Origin of the sequence: Streptomyces sp. NPDC091282 (assembly GCF_044757385.1) — a bacterium.
In the GTDB taxonomy this organism is placed as follows: Bacteria; Actinomycetota; Actinomycetes; order Streptomycetales; family Streptomycetaceae; genus Streptomyces; species Streptomyces gramineus.
Window position 1 is genome coordinate 616739 of sequence record NZ_JBIVUX010000001.1, and the last position, 16915, is coordinate 633653.

General features: G+C 71.1%; 7 protein-coding genes and 1 other RNA gene. 3 read left to right on the forward strand and 5 right to left on the reverse strand.

The features are described from left to right. Positions 1-32: 32 nt before the first annotated feature. Both ACIQOE_RS02825 and ACIQOE_RS02830 read left to right on the forward strand, forming a co-directional pair. Positions 33-6983 carry a DEAD/DEAH box helicase gene (locus tag ACIQOE_RS02825; RefSeq protein WP_401409223.1) on the forward strand — a complete coding sequence of 2317 codons (6951 nt, stop codon included), beginning with the start codon at positions 33-35 and terminating at the stop codon, positions 6981-6983. Next, positions 6980-9247, forward strand: coding sequence for a UvrD-helicase domain-containing protein (locus ACIQOE_RS02830; RefSeq protein ID WP_401409226.1), 2268 nt, complete (start codon positions 6980-6982; stop codon positions 9245-9247). Before ACIQOE_RS02825 ends, ACIQOE_RS02830 begins: the two co-directional genes overlap by 4 nt. 345 nt (positions 9248-9592) lie before the next feature. Here the strand turns inward: ACIQOE_RS02830 and ACIQOE_RS02835 are convergent, their stop codons facing one another. The 5 genes from ACIQOE_RS02835 to ACIQOE_RS02855 form a co-directional block, all read right to left on the reverse strand. Further along, a complete protein-coding gene (locus ACIQOE_RS02835; RefSeq protein ID WP_401410084.1) occupies positions 9593-11869 on the reverse strand; it encodes a DUF262 domain-containing protein in 2277 nt (758 codons plus the stop codon). A 311-nt stretch (positions 11870-12180) separates the two neighbouring features. Continuing rightward, positions 12181-12583, reverse strand: an RNA gene (rnpB, locus tag ACIQOE_RS02840) — RNase P RNA component class A. A 152-nt stretch (positions 12584-12735) separates the two neighbouring features. Further along, complete coding sequence (locus ACIQOE_RS02845) at positions 12736-13704, reverse strand: DMT family transporter (RefSeq protein ID WP_399008277.1); 969 nt, start codon at positions 13702-13704, stop codon at positions 12736-12738. Positions 13705-13720: 16 nt separating this feature from the next. Then, entirely contained in the window at positions 13721-14551 is an 831-nt protein-coding gene (locus ACIQOE_RS02850; RefSeq protein ID WP_401409230.1) for an AraC family transcriptional regulator, read from the reverse strand. A 48-nt stretch (positions 14552-14599) separates the two neighbouring features. Further along, positions 14600-15232 (reverse strand): TetR/AcrR family transcriptional regulator, encoded by a 633-nt coding sequence (locus ACIQOE_RS02855; RefSeq protein ID WP_401409233.1) that lies wholly within the window; start codon positions 15230-15232, stop codon positions 14600-14602. A gap of 46 nt (positions 15233-15278) precedes the next feature. On the opposite strand from ACIQOE_RS02855, the gene ACIQOE_RS02860 reads away from it, so the two are divergent. After that, a complete protein-coding gene (locus tag ACIQOE_RS02860) occupies positions 15279-16904 on the forward strand; it encodes an FAD-dependent monooxygenase (protein WP_401409236.1) in 1626 nt (541 codons plus the stop codon). Positions 16905-16915: the final 11 nt, after the last annotated feature.

Sequence of the window (16915 nt, forward strand, 5' to 3'; positions counted from 1 at the left end):
ACCAGGGCACCGGCATCGCAAGGGGGACCGTCGTGAAGCCCACCATGGCCGCCGCGCAGCTCCGCGGCAGTCTGACGCAGTACCTCACGACGACGTACGCCCTCGCCGACGAGACCACCCGCGGCGCCCTCGAACGCTTCCTCGGGCATCCCGAGACCGGCATCTTCCGCGGGCCCTACCTGCGGATCCGGACACCGTTCCATGTCGCCGACGACGGCTGGCGGCGCGACCTGGAGTGGTCGGCGGGATTCCCCGGGTTCGCCCCGTGGCGGCACCAGGCGAAGGCGTGGGCCCGGCTGTCCACGCTGCACGGGCCCGCCCGGCCGACCCTGGTGACCACCGGCACCGGCTCCGGCAAGACCGAGTCCTTCCTGATTCCCGTACTGGACCACTGCCGGCGTCAGAAGGCCGAGGGCGTGCGCGGGATCAAGGCGGTGCTGCTCTACCCCATGAACGCGCTCGCCACCGACCAGGCGGGACGCATCGCCGACTACCTGGCGCGTCCGGAGCTGGCCCAGGTCACGGCGGGTCTGTACATCGGTGACCGGCCCGACACCGACTTCCGGCGGGTGATGACACGGCGCGAGGAGATGCGTCTCACGCCGCCCGACGTGCTGATCACCAACTACAAGATGCTCGACCTGCTGCTCCAGCGCGGCGAGGACCGGGCTCTGTGGGAGGGCTCCGAGCCCGCCTACGTCGTACTGGACGAGTTCCACACGTACGACGGTGCACAGGGCACCGACGTCGCGATGCTGCTGCGCAGGCTCGCCGCGGCCACCGGCGCGGCCCGGCCGGGCCGACCCCTGGGGTCGATCTGCCCGGTGGCGACCTCCGCGACCCTCGGCGAGGGAGCGCCCGGGAAGGAGGCCGGGGGCATCCTCGACGTGGCGGCCAGGGTGTTCGGGATGCCGTTCGCGGCGGACGCGGTCATCGGCGAGGAGCGGATGACCGCCGAGGAGTTCACCGGCGCCGTCGACTACGAACTGCCCGAGCCACCGACCCCGCAGGAGGTCGTCGCGGTGTCCGGCGGACCGGACGTCGAGGCCCGGCCCGACCTGCTGGACCTGAACGCGCTCGCCACCCTGCTGCTGGGCCGGTCCGGCCTGGACGCCTTCCGCGTCGGACGGCTGCTGAAGCGGCACGACTTCACCCTCGGCGTCCTGTCGCTGCTCGACGGCGAACCGCTGGACGAGTGGACGCTGCGGGACCGGCTAGGCCGGTTCGGCTACTCCTGGGGCCGCACCGCGCGCGAGAACCCCCGGCTGGCACTCCAGGCGCTGTCCCGGTTCGTGGCGCTGCTGTCCGCCGCCCGTGACCCGGAATCCGACGAGCGCAGGCCCCGGCCGCTGCTGCACATCGAGGCGCACCTGTGGGTGCGGCCCGTGACCCGCGTGCTGCGCGGCGTGGGACCGACCCCCGAGTTCCGCTGGTACGAGGACGACCGGACCGCCGCGCGCCGGGCCGCGCTCAACGCCGCGCCGCCCGGCGAGGAGGACTCCGACGCCTCCTCCGGGAGCATGCCGTCGTATGCGTCCAGCCGCCGCCCGGAGCCCCTGCCGGGCTCGGACACCGCGCCCCGGCCCGCCCAGGTGCACCTTCCGGCCGTGTACTGCCGCAACTGCGGGCGCTCCGGATGGGCGGCCCTGTCCCCCGAAGCCGACCCGCAGCAGCTCGTGACCGCGCAGGACCGCATCTGGCGGGCCGGCGTCGGCCGGGACAAGCGGCGGTTGCGCTACTTCATCGCCGCCACCCCCGGCGAGCGACGGCGGACACTCGACGCGCTGACCGGAGCCCGGCCCTCGGACGGCGGCGTGGACCCGCTGTCCGTCGTCGTCCTGGACGGCGGGCGGGGCACCTACCGGCTGCCCACCACCACGGACGACGGAGAGCTGGTCGACGCCTGGTTCGTGCTGGCCCTGCTCGACCGGAAGAGTGCTGACAAGGCCGCGAAGGACGACCGGTGCCCGGCCTGCCAGACCGACAACAGCATCCGCTTCCTGGGTACCGCCCAGGCGGCCCTCGCCTCGGCGGCGGTCACCCAGCTGTTCACCGGCGGCGACATCGCGCTCGTCCCGGAGGAACGCAAGACTCTGCTGTTCAACGACTCCACCCAAGACGCGGCGCACCGGGCGGGATACGTCGCCAACGCCTCGTACAAGTTCTCACTGCGCTCGCTGCTCGCACACAACATCGACGAATCAGGGGCTCCGACCGCGCTCAACGACCTGATCGGCTTCGTCCTGGAGTCGGTGGACGACCCCGAGGCGCTGGCCGCCGTAGTGCCCCCCGATCTCCACGACGAGCCGGGCGTCGACCGGCTGCTGTCCGGCCGGGGCACGGGCGACGCGCGGACCTGGCGGCTGATCGGCGAGCGTCTGGCCTTCGCGACGGTCATGGAGTTCGGGCTGCGCAGCCGCATGGGCCGCACCCTGGAACTGACCCGGACCGCGGCGGCCGAGGTGATGCTGGCCGACCCCGACGGCGTCACCGACCTGGCACGGGACGTGCACCTGGCGCTGCCCGGCCAGCTGCTGGCCGTGGGCGGGCTGCCCACCCCCGAACGCTACCTCGCCTATGTCCGGGGCCTGCTGGAACGGCTGCGGCTGCGCGGTGCGGTGCGGCACCACTGGCTCGACACCTGGATCAGGGAAGCCGGGACCAACCGCTATCTCATCTCGGGGCGCAGGCCCGACGGCATGCCCGCCTTCCCCGAGGGCGTCGCTCCGCCGCGGTTCCTGCTCGACGGGCAGAAGGACGGATCCGAGTTCGACGCGGTCACCGGCCGGCTGGGCTGGTACCAGGACTGGACTCGCAGATGCCTTGACCTGGACGCCGCCGGGGCGACCGAGTACCTGCGCAGGCTGTTGCCCCACCTCGCCGACGCGGGTGTCCTGTCGACGCGGACCACCCGCGACCGGCAGACCCGGGTGTACGGGATCCAGCCGGGTCACATCCAGGTCCGCCTGCTCGACGACGCCGTCGTCAACAAGGCCTTCGTCGCCTGCGAGGACTGCGGCTGGCAGCAGGTCGTCGTCCCCGAGCGGCGCACCCGCTGGTACGGCCACCCCTGCCCCCGCTACCGGTGCAGGGGACGGCTCACCGCGCCCCAGCGCGACACGTCCTACGGCGGGGCCGAGGGCATCCGCCCCGACAGGCCCGTGCGGGAGCGGGACTACCGGCGGGACTACTACCGCCGCCTCTACCTGACGGGCGGCACGTTCCGCGTGGTGACGGCCGAACACACGGGCATGCTCACCCGCCCCGAACGCGAGCGTGTGGAGCGCGCCTTCAAGGCGGGCACGCACTACACCGACCCCAACGTCCTGTCGTGCACCCCGACCCTGGAACTCGGCATCGACATCGGCGACCTGTCGGCCGTCCTGCTCGGCTCGCTGCCCGCCGGACCGGCCAACTACGTACAGCGGGCCGGGCGCGCCGGACGACGCACGGGCAACGCGCTGGTGGTCGCGTTCGGCGGACGCAGGGCGCGTGACCTGTACTACCTGGACGAGCCGCGGGAGATGATCGCCGGGACCATCCTGCCGCCGGGCTGCTATCTGTCGGCGGTGGAGATCCTGCGCCGCCAGTACACCGCCCGGCTGCTGGACCTGGCGGCCCGCGGGGAACTGCGGACCTCGGACGGCGAGACCCTCGCGCCCGTGCCCAGGCTGTCGTCCGCCCTGTTCGGCACCAGCGGATGGTGCCAGGATCTCGCGGACGCCGCGCAGACCCACGGGGCTCGCCTGGTGGAGGAGTTCCTCGCGCTGTTCCCCGCCGACGGCGGCCAGGACACCGACACGGAGGGCGTCTCCGAGCACGCGGCGGACGAACTGCGCGCGTACGCGACCGGTGGCATCGTCCGAGCGCTCCAGGAGGCGGAGGAGGACTGGACCGGCCGGCGCGAGGAGGTACGCCGCAGAATCGCAGCGATCGACGAGGCGGCCGGGCAGCTGGCCCGCTCCGACGACTCACAGGACCGGGAGCGGCGAGAGCTGCTGGCCGAGCGCCGGGCCGCCGGGGACCTGCTGCGGGAACTGAGCCAGTCCGCCGCGCACGCCACGCTGGTGGACCTCGGGCTGCTGCCGAACTACAGCCTGACGGACACCACCACCATGCTGGAAGCGACGCTGTACTGGTCGGAGACCCCCGGCGAGGAGGACGCGCCGCAGGAGGAGGGGGCCCGGCCGCCCGGTGCCAAGGTGTACCGCAGTGAGACCCGGGACTACGAACGGTCCAGCGCGCTCGCCCTGACCGAACTCGCCCCCGGCAACAGCTTCTACGTCAACGGCTACCGGCACGTGGTGCGCGCCCTCGACATCGGAGGTCCCGACCGGCGCGCCTGGTCCGTGTGGCGGCTCTGTCCCTCCTGCGGTTTCGTGCGGACCGAGAACGCCGAGCGTGACACGACGCCGTGCCCGCGCTGCCGTGGCCGGGAGATCGCCGACGCGGGCTGCGTCCAGTACGTCCTGCGCCCCCGGCGGGTGCTGTCCCGCGACAAGCGCGAGGACGCCAGGGTGCGCGACGACCGGGACGAACGCGACCGCAGGCGCTACGCGACCCTCACCACCGCCGACATCGACCCCGACCGCCTCGTTCCAGGATCCTGGCGGCACGACGAGGCCGTGTTCGGCGTGGACTTCACCCGCCACGCCGTGATCCGGACCCTGAACCTCGGTCTCGACCGCGAGGACGGCAGCAGCACGGTGCCGCTCGCCGGGGAGGACGTCCGCCTCAACCCGTTCTACGTCTGCACCTCCTGCGGCGGCGCGACCGCCGATGGCAAACCGGTGGTGGACGTACCCCAGCACGCGCTGACCGAGTCGGGGGCGACGAGTGTCCCGGCTTCCGCGCACCATCTGCTGTGGTGTCCGCGCCGTCGGGTCCGCGGCGCCACGACGGACACGGCCGGAGCGCGGGGCGCGGGCCAGGACGTACCCCTGCTGCTGGCCCACGAACTGACCACCGAGGCCGTCCGCATCCTGCTGCCCGCCTCGGTGGCCCGCGTCAAGGAGCGCCTCGCGTCGTTCACAGCCGCCCTGTTCGCGGGGATCGCGGCCCGCTACGGCGGCGATCCCGACCACATCGACATCGCCGAGGCGACCATGCCGGACGACGCGGGCGACCCGGACGCCGACTGGCCCCGGCGGTTCCTGGTCGTGTACGACCGGCTGCCCGGCGGCACCGGGTACCTGCACCGGCTGGCCTCCTCGGACGGCTTCCGGGAGGTGCTGCTCAGGGCTCGCGACGTCATCGAGCACTGCTCGTGTCGGGAGAAGGGCCTGGACGGCTGCCACCAGTGTCTGCTGCGCCGGGTGCCGGCCTCCGACTACGACAAGGTCAGCCGCAACGAGGTCCGTCAGATGCTGGACGAGTTGCTCGGTGCCGACGGAGAGCGCTGGCGCACCTCACGGGTGACGACCACCCAGGACATCCCGCTCCAACGGCAGGCCGAGAGCGACCTTGAGGTTCTGTTCGTGGAGACGCTGCGGGACTGGGCGAAGCTGCCGGAGTCGAAGGCCGCGGCGGACGCCTACACCACCTCGGCTGGCACCTATGCCCTGGACCTCAGGCTCACGGCACCGGACGGGTCCACCGTGAGCTGGCGGGTCTCCCAGCAGCGTGCGCTGGAGGACACCCGGCCCGACATACTCCTGGAGCGGCTGGACTCCCCGAGTCCCCGCGTCGCCCTGTACCTCGACGGCTACGCGTACCACGCCACCCGCGAACACGACCGGCTCGCGGACGACGCCAGGAAGCGCACCAGGCTCCGCGCCGAGGGGGTGCGGGTGTTCCAACTCACCTACCACGACGTGATCGCATGGCGGCGCCGGATCAACGACCCCGGATACAGCGGAACCGCCACGGACACCTCCGTCTGGACGCCCTACGGCACCGCCGGACAACAACGTGCCCGCGACTACTACGACCGGGTGGGCCGCGGGCTGCCCGGCGAGCTGGCCGAGACGATGTGGGTCAACCCGGCGCGGACGCTCCTGGCCTACCTGCGCTCGCCCGATCCCGAACGCTGGCGGCGGCGGGCCGAAGCGGTGGCCGCGGGCATGAGCGGGGCGGACGGGACCCGCGGTGCCGCGCTCACCGGCGCCGAAGCCGCGACCGGCATCAGCGAGGCGCTGCGCGGGGGCGCACCCGCCGGGACCACAGGGCCGGTGCGGATGCTGTACGGCTCCGACGCGTCGGGCTGCCGTCTGGTGCTGGCCGCCGACGGCAGACGGACCCCACCCGTGTGGACGGGGCTGGCCGTCCTCGACGACAGGGTCGCGGCTCTGGAGGAAGGGCCGGCTCACAAGCGGCGCTGGCGCACCTGGCTCTGGTGGGGCAATGTGCTGCAGTTCCTCGAACACGGCGGCGGTGACAGCGCGCAGCTGACGTCGAGCATGATCGACGGCTTCCGTCCCGAGGTCCTCACCGTGACCGGCGGAGAGGGCTGGCTGACATCCATGCGCGTCCCGGCCCACGGAGCCGCCAAGGAGCCCTCCGCCGTGGGAGCGGCCGCCGTGTCGGCCGTCCCCGCCGTACCGGCCGTACCCGCCGTCACCGGGGACGAGACGACCGCGCCGGAGCCGGAGATGGCCGAGCAGCCCGGCGGCACGGGGCCCGGACGGGATCCCCGCTGGGATCGGGTCATCGAGTTGCTGGACCCGGAGGAGCCGGAACTCACCGCCCTCGCGCACATGCTGGCGTCGGCGGCGGTGCCGGTCCCCCGGGACGGCTACGAACTGGACGGTCGGGGCTGGCAGGCCGAACTCGCTTGGCCGGACGTCCGGATCGGCGTGGTCAGGGCTCCCCGCCCGACCGGCGACGAGCCGGACTACGAGGCCCAGGACCAGAAGCACGCCTTCGCGGCGGCCGGCTGGACGGTCCGCACGGCGGACGAGTGGGACAGCACGGAACTGATCGCCCGGCTCGACGGCCGGGACCGGAACGAGAACAGCACCAACGAGGGGGAGCCGAAGCGATGACCACCTCCGGCGTCACACTGCGCCTGCTCGACAGGGCCGACAAGGAGATCCTCAAGCTGCCCCGCACGGTCAAGGGCGCCTTCTTCGACTTCCAGCACAAGTTCAGGACCAACCCGCACACCACCGGTCTCAAGCTCCAGCAGCTCAAGGGCGACCACCGGCTCTGGTCGGCACGCGTCAACGACGAGTACCGAGCCCTGCTGCTGCGGCTCGCCGACGACGACTGGCTGATCGTCTCCGTCAAGCACCGCAAGGACGTCTACAACCGGCTCTCGTACGGCGTCAACCAGGTCACCGGCGGCATCGAGTACGTCGATCTGGAGATCGTGGAAGACAGCGTCCTGGGCAGGCTGCCCGGCGCGACCGCTCAGACGCGGCCCGCTCCCGAACCACGGCCGTCGGCGCACCTCCCGGAACCGTTGTTCACCGCCTGGACCGACCGTCAGCTGACCGAACTCGGTGTCGCGGAACCCTTGTTGCCCGTCATCCGTACGCTCACCACGGAGGACCAGCTGCTCGGCCTCGTCGAGTACGCGCCGCAGCTGACCGGTGAGGTGCTGATCGCGCTGTTCGACGGCGCGTCGTACGAGGACGTACTCGACCAGGTGACCAGGCCGGTCGCCGCCACCGAGCCGGTCGACCCGGACGACCTCGCGGCCGCCGCCGAGCGGCTGGCGACGGTCGTCACCACCACGGACGAAGACCTCCGCGGAGCGCTGGAGAGCGGTGACTTCGGCCGGTGGAAGAGCTTCCTGCACCCCACGCAGGCAAAGCTCGTCGAGCGCCGCTACAGCGGCCCGGCCCGGGTCGGAGGCGGGCCCGGCACGGGCAAGACCGTCGTCGCGCTGCACCGGGTGCGCCACCTCGTCCGGCAGCTCTCACCAGGGCACGACAAGCCCGTCCTCCTCACCACCTTCAACAAGAACCTCGCCGCGGACCTGCGCTCCCGGCTGCTGGAGCTGGGCGGCGACGAACTGCTCGGCCGGGTCGAGGTGAGTCACGTCGACCAGCTGGCGCTGCGCGTCGTCCGCGAGGCCGAACCCGGCAACGGCAAGCAGGCCATCGACGACGGACAGGCCGTACGCGAGTGGCGCGCGCTGCTCGACGAACTGGGCGAGGACACCTGGGACCCGGAGTTCCTGCACGAGGAGTGGACCCAGGTCATCCTCGGCCAGGCCGTCGGCAGCCGCACCGACTACTTCCGGGCCCGGCGGGCCGGGCGAGGCAAGAGCATCGGCCGCGCCGAACGGGCCGAGATCTGGCAGCTCGCCGAACGCTTCACCCAGCGGCTCGACCGGCTCGGAAGGCAGACCTGGGACCAGATCGCGGAGCGCGCGGCACGCCTGGAGATGGGCCGCGAGCAACGCATCCAGAACATCGCGCGGCAGCGGGAGGAAGCGGGTGGCCTCGACAACATCCACCTCCAGGACGGCTCCGGTGGCTGGCTGCGCCACCGCTACCGTCACATCGTGGTGGACGAGGCCCAGGACCTGCGCCCCGCCCACTGGAAGATGCTGCGCGCCATGGCCCCTCGTACGTCCGACGACCTGTTCATGGTGGGCGACACCCACCAACGCATCTACAAGAACCAGGTGACACTCGGCAGTCTGGGCGTCAACATCCGCGGCCGGTCCGCGAAGCTGACCCTCAGCTACCGCACCACGCGGCAGATCCTGCGCTCGGCCCTCGGAGTCCTGGGCGAGACGACGTACGACGATCTCGACGGCGGCACGGAGACCCTCGCCGGTTACCGCTCCGTGCTCAATGGCGGGCTCCCCGCCGGGCACGCCTTCCCGGACTGGGACGCCGAGCGGGAAGGCGTGGCCGCTCTGATCGCAGGGTGGGACGCAGACACGGACACGGCTGTCCCGCACGAGCAGATCGCGGTGTGCGTCCCGACCAACCAGATGGCGACCGAGATGGGGTACACGCTCAAGCTGCACGGCATCGACGCGGTGGAGATCCGCTCTGACGGACCAAACGGCTCCACCGGCGTGCACATCGGCACGATGTTCCGGTTCAAGGGGCTGGAGTACCAGCGGATGATCATCGCGGGCGTGACCGATGGGCTCGTCCCGCGTGCCGACGTGAGCCGACTGCGTGACGTCGAACCCACGCGCTACCGCCACGAGATCCAACGGGCCAGATCCCTGCTCTTCGTGGCCGCTACCCGGGCCCGCGACAGCGTGGACGTCTTCTGGCACGGCCAGCCCAGCCCGTTCCTGGACAGTTCGTGGGTGGACACGGAGCACGGGGGCAGGTGACACCCGGCTCAGGGCGAGTCCCGCCTTGTGCCACCTACACTCCGGCTACCGCGACGCTGGCGCGGTTGCGTCGCTATTGAGAGGGCGTACTTCGCAGCACCGTCGACGTGCCGTTCACGGACGGTGGCACCTACACGACCATCCCTCACTTCACTGCGGAGTATCACGCAGCAAACCAGGTTCTCGTGGAACACGTCGCCGCACCCATCCAGAGCGCGGGCGGCACGCCCCGGCAGTTCGCCCTCGCCCAACTCCTTGCCCAGCACCCACAGCGCGCGGGCCATTGTGTGTTCAAGCCGGTCGACGAGGAGGCGTGGAGGCGGACCGGACGGGCCCTGAGGACGCTCATCCCCAGTGTTCCTCCTGGTAGCGCAGGAGGTCATCGCCGTGGAGTTGCTTGGTGGCGTTGCCGACCCGGACCCAGAAGTCGGTAGCGCCGTTGCCGCCCTTGGCGGGCTTGGCGAACACCGGCCTGCCTGCCGCAGCAACGCTGATCTGACAGACGACGTTGCCAGAAACTTCAGGGAAGCGTACGCGGACAGTGGTCGCTGTCAGGGTCGACAGGCTGCTGTCGAGGAGTTGGCGTACGAAGAGCTCGTACCCGTCGACGCTGGCCTGCGACTCCAGAGTGGCGAGGTCGTTCTCGATGCCGAGGACAGTCCCGTCGTCGGCGACGCCGATATACAGGTTTCCGCCCTCGCCGTTCAGGAAGCCGCAGACGGCCTTGACGATGTTGTGCCGTAGGGACTTGTCGGCCTGACGGGTGTGCACGTTCCAGCGGGCGCTTGCCTTGAACTCAGTGCCCTGGGACTCGCCGGCGGCGATCATGTCGGCCGGGGTGGTCGGGACGTACGCAGGACGTTCTCCCGTGAGGGTTTCGAACGCTTCCCGAACCACCTTGGCGATTAGCTGGCGCCGCCGTTCCAGGAAGGTGAGATAGTCGAGCTGCTCCCAGCCGACCGGGAGCGCGTGCCAACGTACCTGCCGTTTGATCGCCTCCGGGTCCATCGCGTCCGTGATTCTCGGCCAGTAGTCGTGCGGTGCGTCAGTGTTGGACTGCTCGTCCGCTGGCCACGTTACGTAGGCCATGTTGGCGATGGCATTGACTTGGCGTCGGTCGGTAATACCCAGTCCGGCGAGTGTCTTGCGGTGGAACAGGTTGTCCCGGTCGACAGCCTTGGCGGGTTTGACTGAGGGGTCCAGCAGATCACGGATTCGTTGGTCGCCGAAAAGCATGTCGGCGTCGAGGATGTTGAGCGCCGCTTGGTACGCGAACAGCACTGGTGAACGAGACGATGATGTGTCCAACCGGTTCGGCAGGGAGATGTCCCAATAGTCACCGGTGAAGTTCGCTGCGATGATCCGGTCGAGCTCTGCGGTGAAGGCCCGGCCGTCACCTGACGGCAGATGGCCGATGCGCCCCAGGTCGAACTCCATCTGTGACTCCGGTGAGTTGGAGTACCGGCCGGTGGTGTGCGCCATGAAGAACCACCGGCCGATCACTGGACGGAGTTCATCAGCCGTCAGCCCGAAATCGTGGCGTCCGATCAGCCAGATCGTGTAGCCGTACAGCAGGGCGTTGTCGGAGGTGATCATCTTGCGGCTGCGGAAACCAGCCGCCGTGACGCACTGGAAGAACTCGTGCCAGCTGGTCAGGTCCAGGACCTTGGTGTGTGCTTGGGCGAGCCGGTCGAACTGCTCCTGACGTCGAGCGGCGGTGACCTTGCCGGTTTCGAGGTCCTTTCCTCGTAGGACGCTATAGACGTGCTGCAGACGGGCGCGCCGGAAAGCAACAGCGACGGCTACGCGCAGCAGTTGGTCCGGGCGGGGATCAAGAAAGGCGTTCCGAGGGCTCGGACCGGGAAGTCCTGCGATCACCGCGCTGCGGCTGAAGTCTTCGAGCTGGCGGCGCCCCTTCTCCCAATGTACTGACATCAGAGTGAGGATGAAGTCGGATTGGTTGAGCTTCACGCCTTCGGAGTTGATGCGCACGAAGATATCGGCGACCTGCTCCTCGTTGGCCGAAGCGCCCAGCTCCACAACCTGGAAGCGAAACTCGTGCAGGTCCCGGACCCTGTCTATGCGTTCTTCGAGCTCATCCTTGGCAGCGTCCGACAAAGGCTGTTCGCTGGCCTGTTCGAGCCGTTGGAAGAACTGCCGGACGGTGGGCTTGTAACCGCCTCGGGCCCAGAGTGCGGTGATGTCCGGAATGAAGTGAGCGTCACGCTCGATCGCCGCGTCCGTGACCTCGAACGTCTGATCCTCCGGGTGGAACGCGATGCGAACGTTGATCTCGTCGAAGGACTTGGTGACGATCTTACGCCCGGTGAGGACGGCGAACAGGGCAGTGAGCCGCTGCTGTCCGTCAACGACCAACAGCTGCGGTGTTCGATCGCCAGCTTCCGTTCCGATCTGTCGCGTCCCCACCTCAGCGCCGGTCTCCCAGAACATCAGGGTGCCGATCGGGTAACCCCGATACATCGAGTCGAAGAGATCGCGGGTCTTCGCCGCGGACCAGACGAACGGGCGCTGAATGTCGGGGAGTCCGATGCGTCCGCCTTCGATGTTCTCGATCAGGTGCCGGAGCGTGTAACCAGTGTCTCGATACAAAGTAGGTGGCACAGCCAAGGGCTCCTTAATATTCGACGGCAACTGGTCGACACAAGCGGTCAGAGCGTGGGCACAGCATCAGTTTTCTACCACGCAGACACACTGCTACGCAGGGCCAATGGCGCTTGCTACAGGGCGCATTACACTGCGGCGGACTCAGCCGGGAAGCTCTTGGGGTGTCATGGAGATGAGCCTCAACGGCACGTTACGCACGGATCGCGGTACCGACACGACGGACTCGGCAACGAGGGGCTCGTGTCGACATCGGTTAACGATCATGTGCGCTGAGGAATGGCTCACTGACCCGCAAAAAAGCGAAGCGGCAGACGAGTCGGGCTGTACGCCGGGTTCTGTCCCCCGGGCCCTCGCGGGCGTCGGGGTGACGGCCATCCATCTAGGGCCGGTGTTGCCACCGGCCTCGTGCGGTCTACCCGGGAACTCGGGCGGGCAGCCCTCGAACGTCCCCGCAGAGAGCCTTTGACAGCGCTCCTTTTGACCTTGCTCCGGGTGGGGTTTACCTAGCTGCCCAGGTCACCCTGGGCACTGGTGGTCTCTTACACCACCGTTTCACCCTTACCGAGGACCGAGGTCCCCGGCGGTTTGCTTTCTGTGGCACTGTCCCGCGAGTCGCCTCGGGTGGCCGTTAGCCACCACCCTGCCCTGTGGAGCCCGGACGTTCCTCGGGAAGTCTCCTGAGAGACTCCACGCGGCCGTCCGCCCGGCTCGTCTGCCGTGTGGACCATGGTAGCGGGCGCCGGCCTCGTCTCGTTCCGGCGCCGGGGGCTGAGCGAGCAAGCTCCGGCTTCGTTCGCCTTCCCACCTGGGGCTGAGCGAGCACCGGCCTCGGCCTCTTCCCTGCCCCCCTCCCCGCCGCACACCTAGCGAGCCCCGGCCTCGTCCCGTTCCGGCCGTGAGGCCTGGGCCGACGCCGGCCCGCGGCGGAGCCACTGGCGGGCCGGGCGGACCGGGGTCGGGGCGGGGGAGGCCTTCGGGGGTGAGGCCAGTGTGGCCAGGACCGAGCCGGTCAGGATCAGGGCGAAGGAGATCGCGATCGTCGCGGTGAAGGGCTCGTCCAGGAAGAGGGCGCCCGCCGCCACCGCCACCGCCGGGTTGACGTACGTGATCACCGTCGAGCGGGTCGGGCCCACCTCCTTGATCAGTTCCAGGAAGGCCACGAACGCCACCGCCGTGCACAGGACGCCCAGGGCGAGGAGGGAGAGCAGCGCGTTGGTGGAGGGCGCCGACGTGGGCCAGGTGGCCGCTGCAGCGGGGGCGTAGACCAGGGTGGCCAGGGTGAGGCAGGGGGCTATCAGTTGCAGGGTCGGGACGTCCTTGAGGCGGCGGGCCGCTATCAGGGGGGCCGTCGCGTAGCCGATGACCGTGAGCAGGACCTCGGCGAGGGAGCGGGCGTCGCCGCCGGTCAGGTGGGGGACGGTCAGGACGCCCACGCCGGCCAGGCCGATCAGGAGGCCCGTCACCCGTCGTGCGCCCAGGTGTTCCGTGTCGCCGAGGAAGCGCGCCGCGACCACGCCCACGATCGGGACGCCCGCGATCAGCAGGCCCGCCGTCGAGCTGGACAGGTGGCGTTCCGCATCCGTGAGCGTGAACCACGGGCCCATGATCTCGATGCACGCGAAGGCCAGCATCGGGCGCCAGTGGGTGCGGATCGTCAGCCACAGGCCTCCCTGGCGGATCGCCAGGGGGAGGAGCAGGACCGCGCCCACCGCACAGCGGGCGAACACCACCGTCGACGGGGACACCTCGTCCACCGCCACCTTGATCATCAGATAGGGGACGCCCCAGATCACTCCCATGAGGGAGAAGAGGAACCAGCCTCGTGCAGTCATGCGTACAGGATCGGTGTCAGGAGCGTGCCGGGTCTTGAACGCTGTTGCGGTAGGCCGCCGGGGTCACGCCCAGCACCCGGCGGAACCAGCGGGTGAGGTGGGCCTGGTCGGCGAAGCCCACCAGGGCGGCGGCCTCGGCCGGGCGTACGCCGGAGTCCAGGAGGGCGCGGGCCCGGGTCACCCGGTACTGGGCCAGCCACGCGTACGGCGGCACGCCCATCGTCGTACTGAAGGCCCGCAGGAGTTGGTAGCGGGACAGGCCCAGGTCGGAGGCGAGGGCGGCGAGGGACGGCGGGGCGGTGAGTTCGTCGGCGAGCCGGTCGCGGACGGCGAGGGATATGCCGTGCGAGCCGGGGATCCGGTCCGGTGCCGGGCGGGCCGTGGAGTGGCGGTGGGACAGGGCCGTCAGGAGCCAGGGCAGGCGGGACTCCGCCTCCAGGGGGTCGGGGCGTCCGGCCAGGTCGGTGTGGGCCCGGCGCAGGGCCGCGGCCAGCTCGGGGTCGTCGAGGACCGCGTCCCGGAAGTGCGGGGTGCCGGTGCCCAGGGTGCCGTCGGCGAGCAGGGACGGGTCGGCGTACAGGGCGCGGTAGGCGTAGCCGTCGGTGGGCGTGGCGGGGCGGCCGGTGTGCATCTCGCCGGGCGCCAGGACGACGATCGAGCCGGGGCCGTTGTAGACGCGGCCGCCCCGGTAGTCGATGACCTCGGAGCCGCCCACGCACACCCCGATGGTGAACTCGGCGTGCGCGTGCGGCGCGTACACGTGCTTGTCGAACCGTGCCGTCAGCAGGTCGAGCGGCGGCCCGCACCGGCCCAGCCGCGCCCTCGTCCACCGTGCTTGTTCCGCCACTTCCGGCACCCCCTGTGCGGCCCCCTGCGCGTCAAGGGTGCAACGCGTTCAGGCGCCGGTTCCATCCCTCATCCGCTCCAGCGCGTCGAACGCGGCGCCCATCCGTTCCCGGTGGTCCGCGGCGACCTCCGGGAACGGCTCGCCCGCCAGCTGGCGGCGGACCGAGGTGACGCACACCGAGCGGTACGCGGCGACGGTCACGGCCGCGAGCAGCTCCGGGTCGGCCTGCCCGGCCTCGGCGAGCGCTCCGGCCAGCGCCCGTTCCACCTCCTCGGCGCCTTCGCGGGCGCGTGCCAGCAGCGCCGGTGAGCCGGCCACGACCGGCCAGAAGCCCTCGAAGCCCTCGCCGACGCCGCCCAGCGGGTGCCCGGCGTCGATGAACCGGAAGGCCAGGCGGCGCAGCGCGGTGAGCGGGGTCTCCTCGGGGTCGCGGTCGCGCACCGCGCCGGAGAAGGCCGCGACGGCTTCCGGGATGCGGTCGAGGAACAGGTCCTCCTTGCGCGGGAAGTAGTTGAAGACGGTCATCGCGGAGACGCCGGCCGCCCGTGCGACCTCGGCGACCGTCACCTTGTCGAAGCCGTGCTCCCGGAACATCACCGTCGCGACGTTGGAGATCCGCTGCCGCGTCTCGCGCTTCTTGCGCTCCCGCAGGGTCTCCACCGGCCTGTTGTCGTTCGTCACACGAAAACTATAGCCGCTCGAAAGTTTTAGTGACTACAGTGAAGTCATGACATCGACTCATCGCACGAACGACGACACCCGCGAGACCTACGACGTGGTGGTGGCCGGCGGCGGACCCGTCGGCCTCTTCCTCGCCGGCGAGCTGCGGCTCGGCGGCGCGAACGTGCTGGTCGTGGAGCGGCTGGCCGAGGTGGACGTGACCATCAAGGCCGGCGGCATCAACACGGCCGGCGCGGTGGCCCTCTACCGGCGGGGCATGCTGCCCGAGCTGGCCGAGGCCTGGGAGCGGAACCGGTGGCGCATGCGGGCCTTCCTCGGAGACCGGGCCGACGACGCGCCCGCCACTCCCCCGGCCCCGGACTCGCCCGCCGCTCCCCCGGCCGCCGACGCCCCCCGCACTCCCCCGAAGTTCGCCGGGCACTTCGCCGGGATCATGATGCGCGGCGACCTCTTCGACGACTCCGACCCGGCGTTCGCCGACATCGGCCCCGCCGACCGGGTCGGCCTCGGTGTCCCGCAGGCCGACCTGGAGCGGATCCTGGCCGCCCGCGCCGACCGGCTCGGCGTCGAGGTGCGCCGGGGCGTGGAGCTGACCGGCTTCGACGCGGGCGAGGACGGGGTCCTGATACACCTCGACGGCGGGCGGACGGTACGGGCAGGGTGGCTCGTCGGGTGCGACGGCGGGCGCAGCACCGTCCGCAAGCTCGCCGGGTTCGGCTTCCCCGGCAGCGAGCCGGAGATCACCGGCTACCAGGCGGTCGTCGAGATGAGCGGCGGCGAGCGGCTGGGGACCGGCTGGAACACCACGGACGTGGGGACGTACGTCAACGGGCCGTTCCCCGGGCGGATCCTGACCGTCGAGTTCGACGGGCCGCCCGCCGACCGTGCCGCGCCCATCACCGCCGAGGAGCTCCAGGCCGCCCTGCGCCGGGTGTCCGGGGTGCCCGAGGTGACCATCCACGAGGTGCGCTCCTCGACCCGGTTCACCGACAACGCCCGGCAGGCGGACACCTACCGCAAGGGCCGGGTGCTGCTCGCGGGCGACGCGGCCCACGTCCACTCGCCGTTCGGCGGGCAGGGCCTCAACCTCGGGCTCGGCGACGCCATGAACCTCGGCTGGAAGCTCGCCGCCGTGGCCGGGGGGCGGGCCCCGGAGTCGCTGCTCGACAGCTACACCGCCGAACGGCATCCGGTCGGCGCCTGGGTGCTGGACTGGACCCGCGCCCAGGTCGCCGTGATGCGGCCCGACCGGCACGCCCGCGCCCTGCGCCGGGTGGTCACCGACCTCGCGCTGACGCGGGAGGGCACGACGTACCTGGTCGGGCAGATCTCCGGCGTCCGGCAGCGCTACGACCTGCCCGGCGACCACCCGCTGACCGGCCGGAGCGCCCCTGACCTGGAGTTCTCCGACGGCACCCGGCTCGGCGAGCGGCTGCGCGACGGCCGGGCGATGCTCTTCGACCTCGCCGACGACCCGAAGCTGCGGGCCCGCGCCGAGGCGTACGGCGACCGGGTGGACGTCGTCACCGCGGTCTGCGCGGGGCGGCCGGAGCTGACCGGTCTGCTGGTGCGGCCGGACGGGTTCACGGCCTGGGCCGCCGACGGGGACGAGGACCGCTCGGACGGCCTCGACGACGCGCTGGCCCGCTGGTTCGTCGCGACCGCCGGCTGAGCCCGCGGTTG

Coding starts and splice junctions, on each gene's coding strand:
- ACIQOE_RS02830 (WP_401409226.1), top strand. CDS start 6,980: ATGACCACCTCCGGCGTCACACTGCGCCTGCTCGACAGGGCCGACAAG.
- ACIQOE_RS02845 (WP_399008277.1), bottom strand. CDS start 13,704: ATGACTGCACGAGGCTGGTTCCTCTTCTCCCTCATGGGAGTGATCTGG.
- ACIQOE_RS02860 (WP_401409236.1), top strand. CDS start 15,279: ATGACATCGACTCATCGCACGAACGACGACACCCGCGAGACCTACGAC.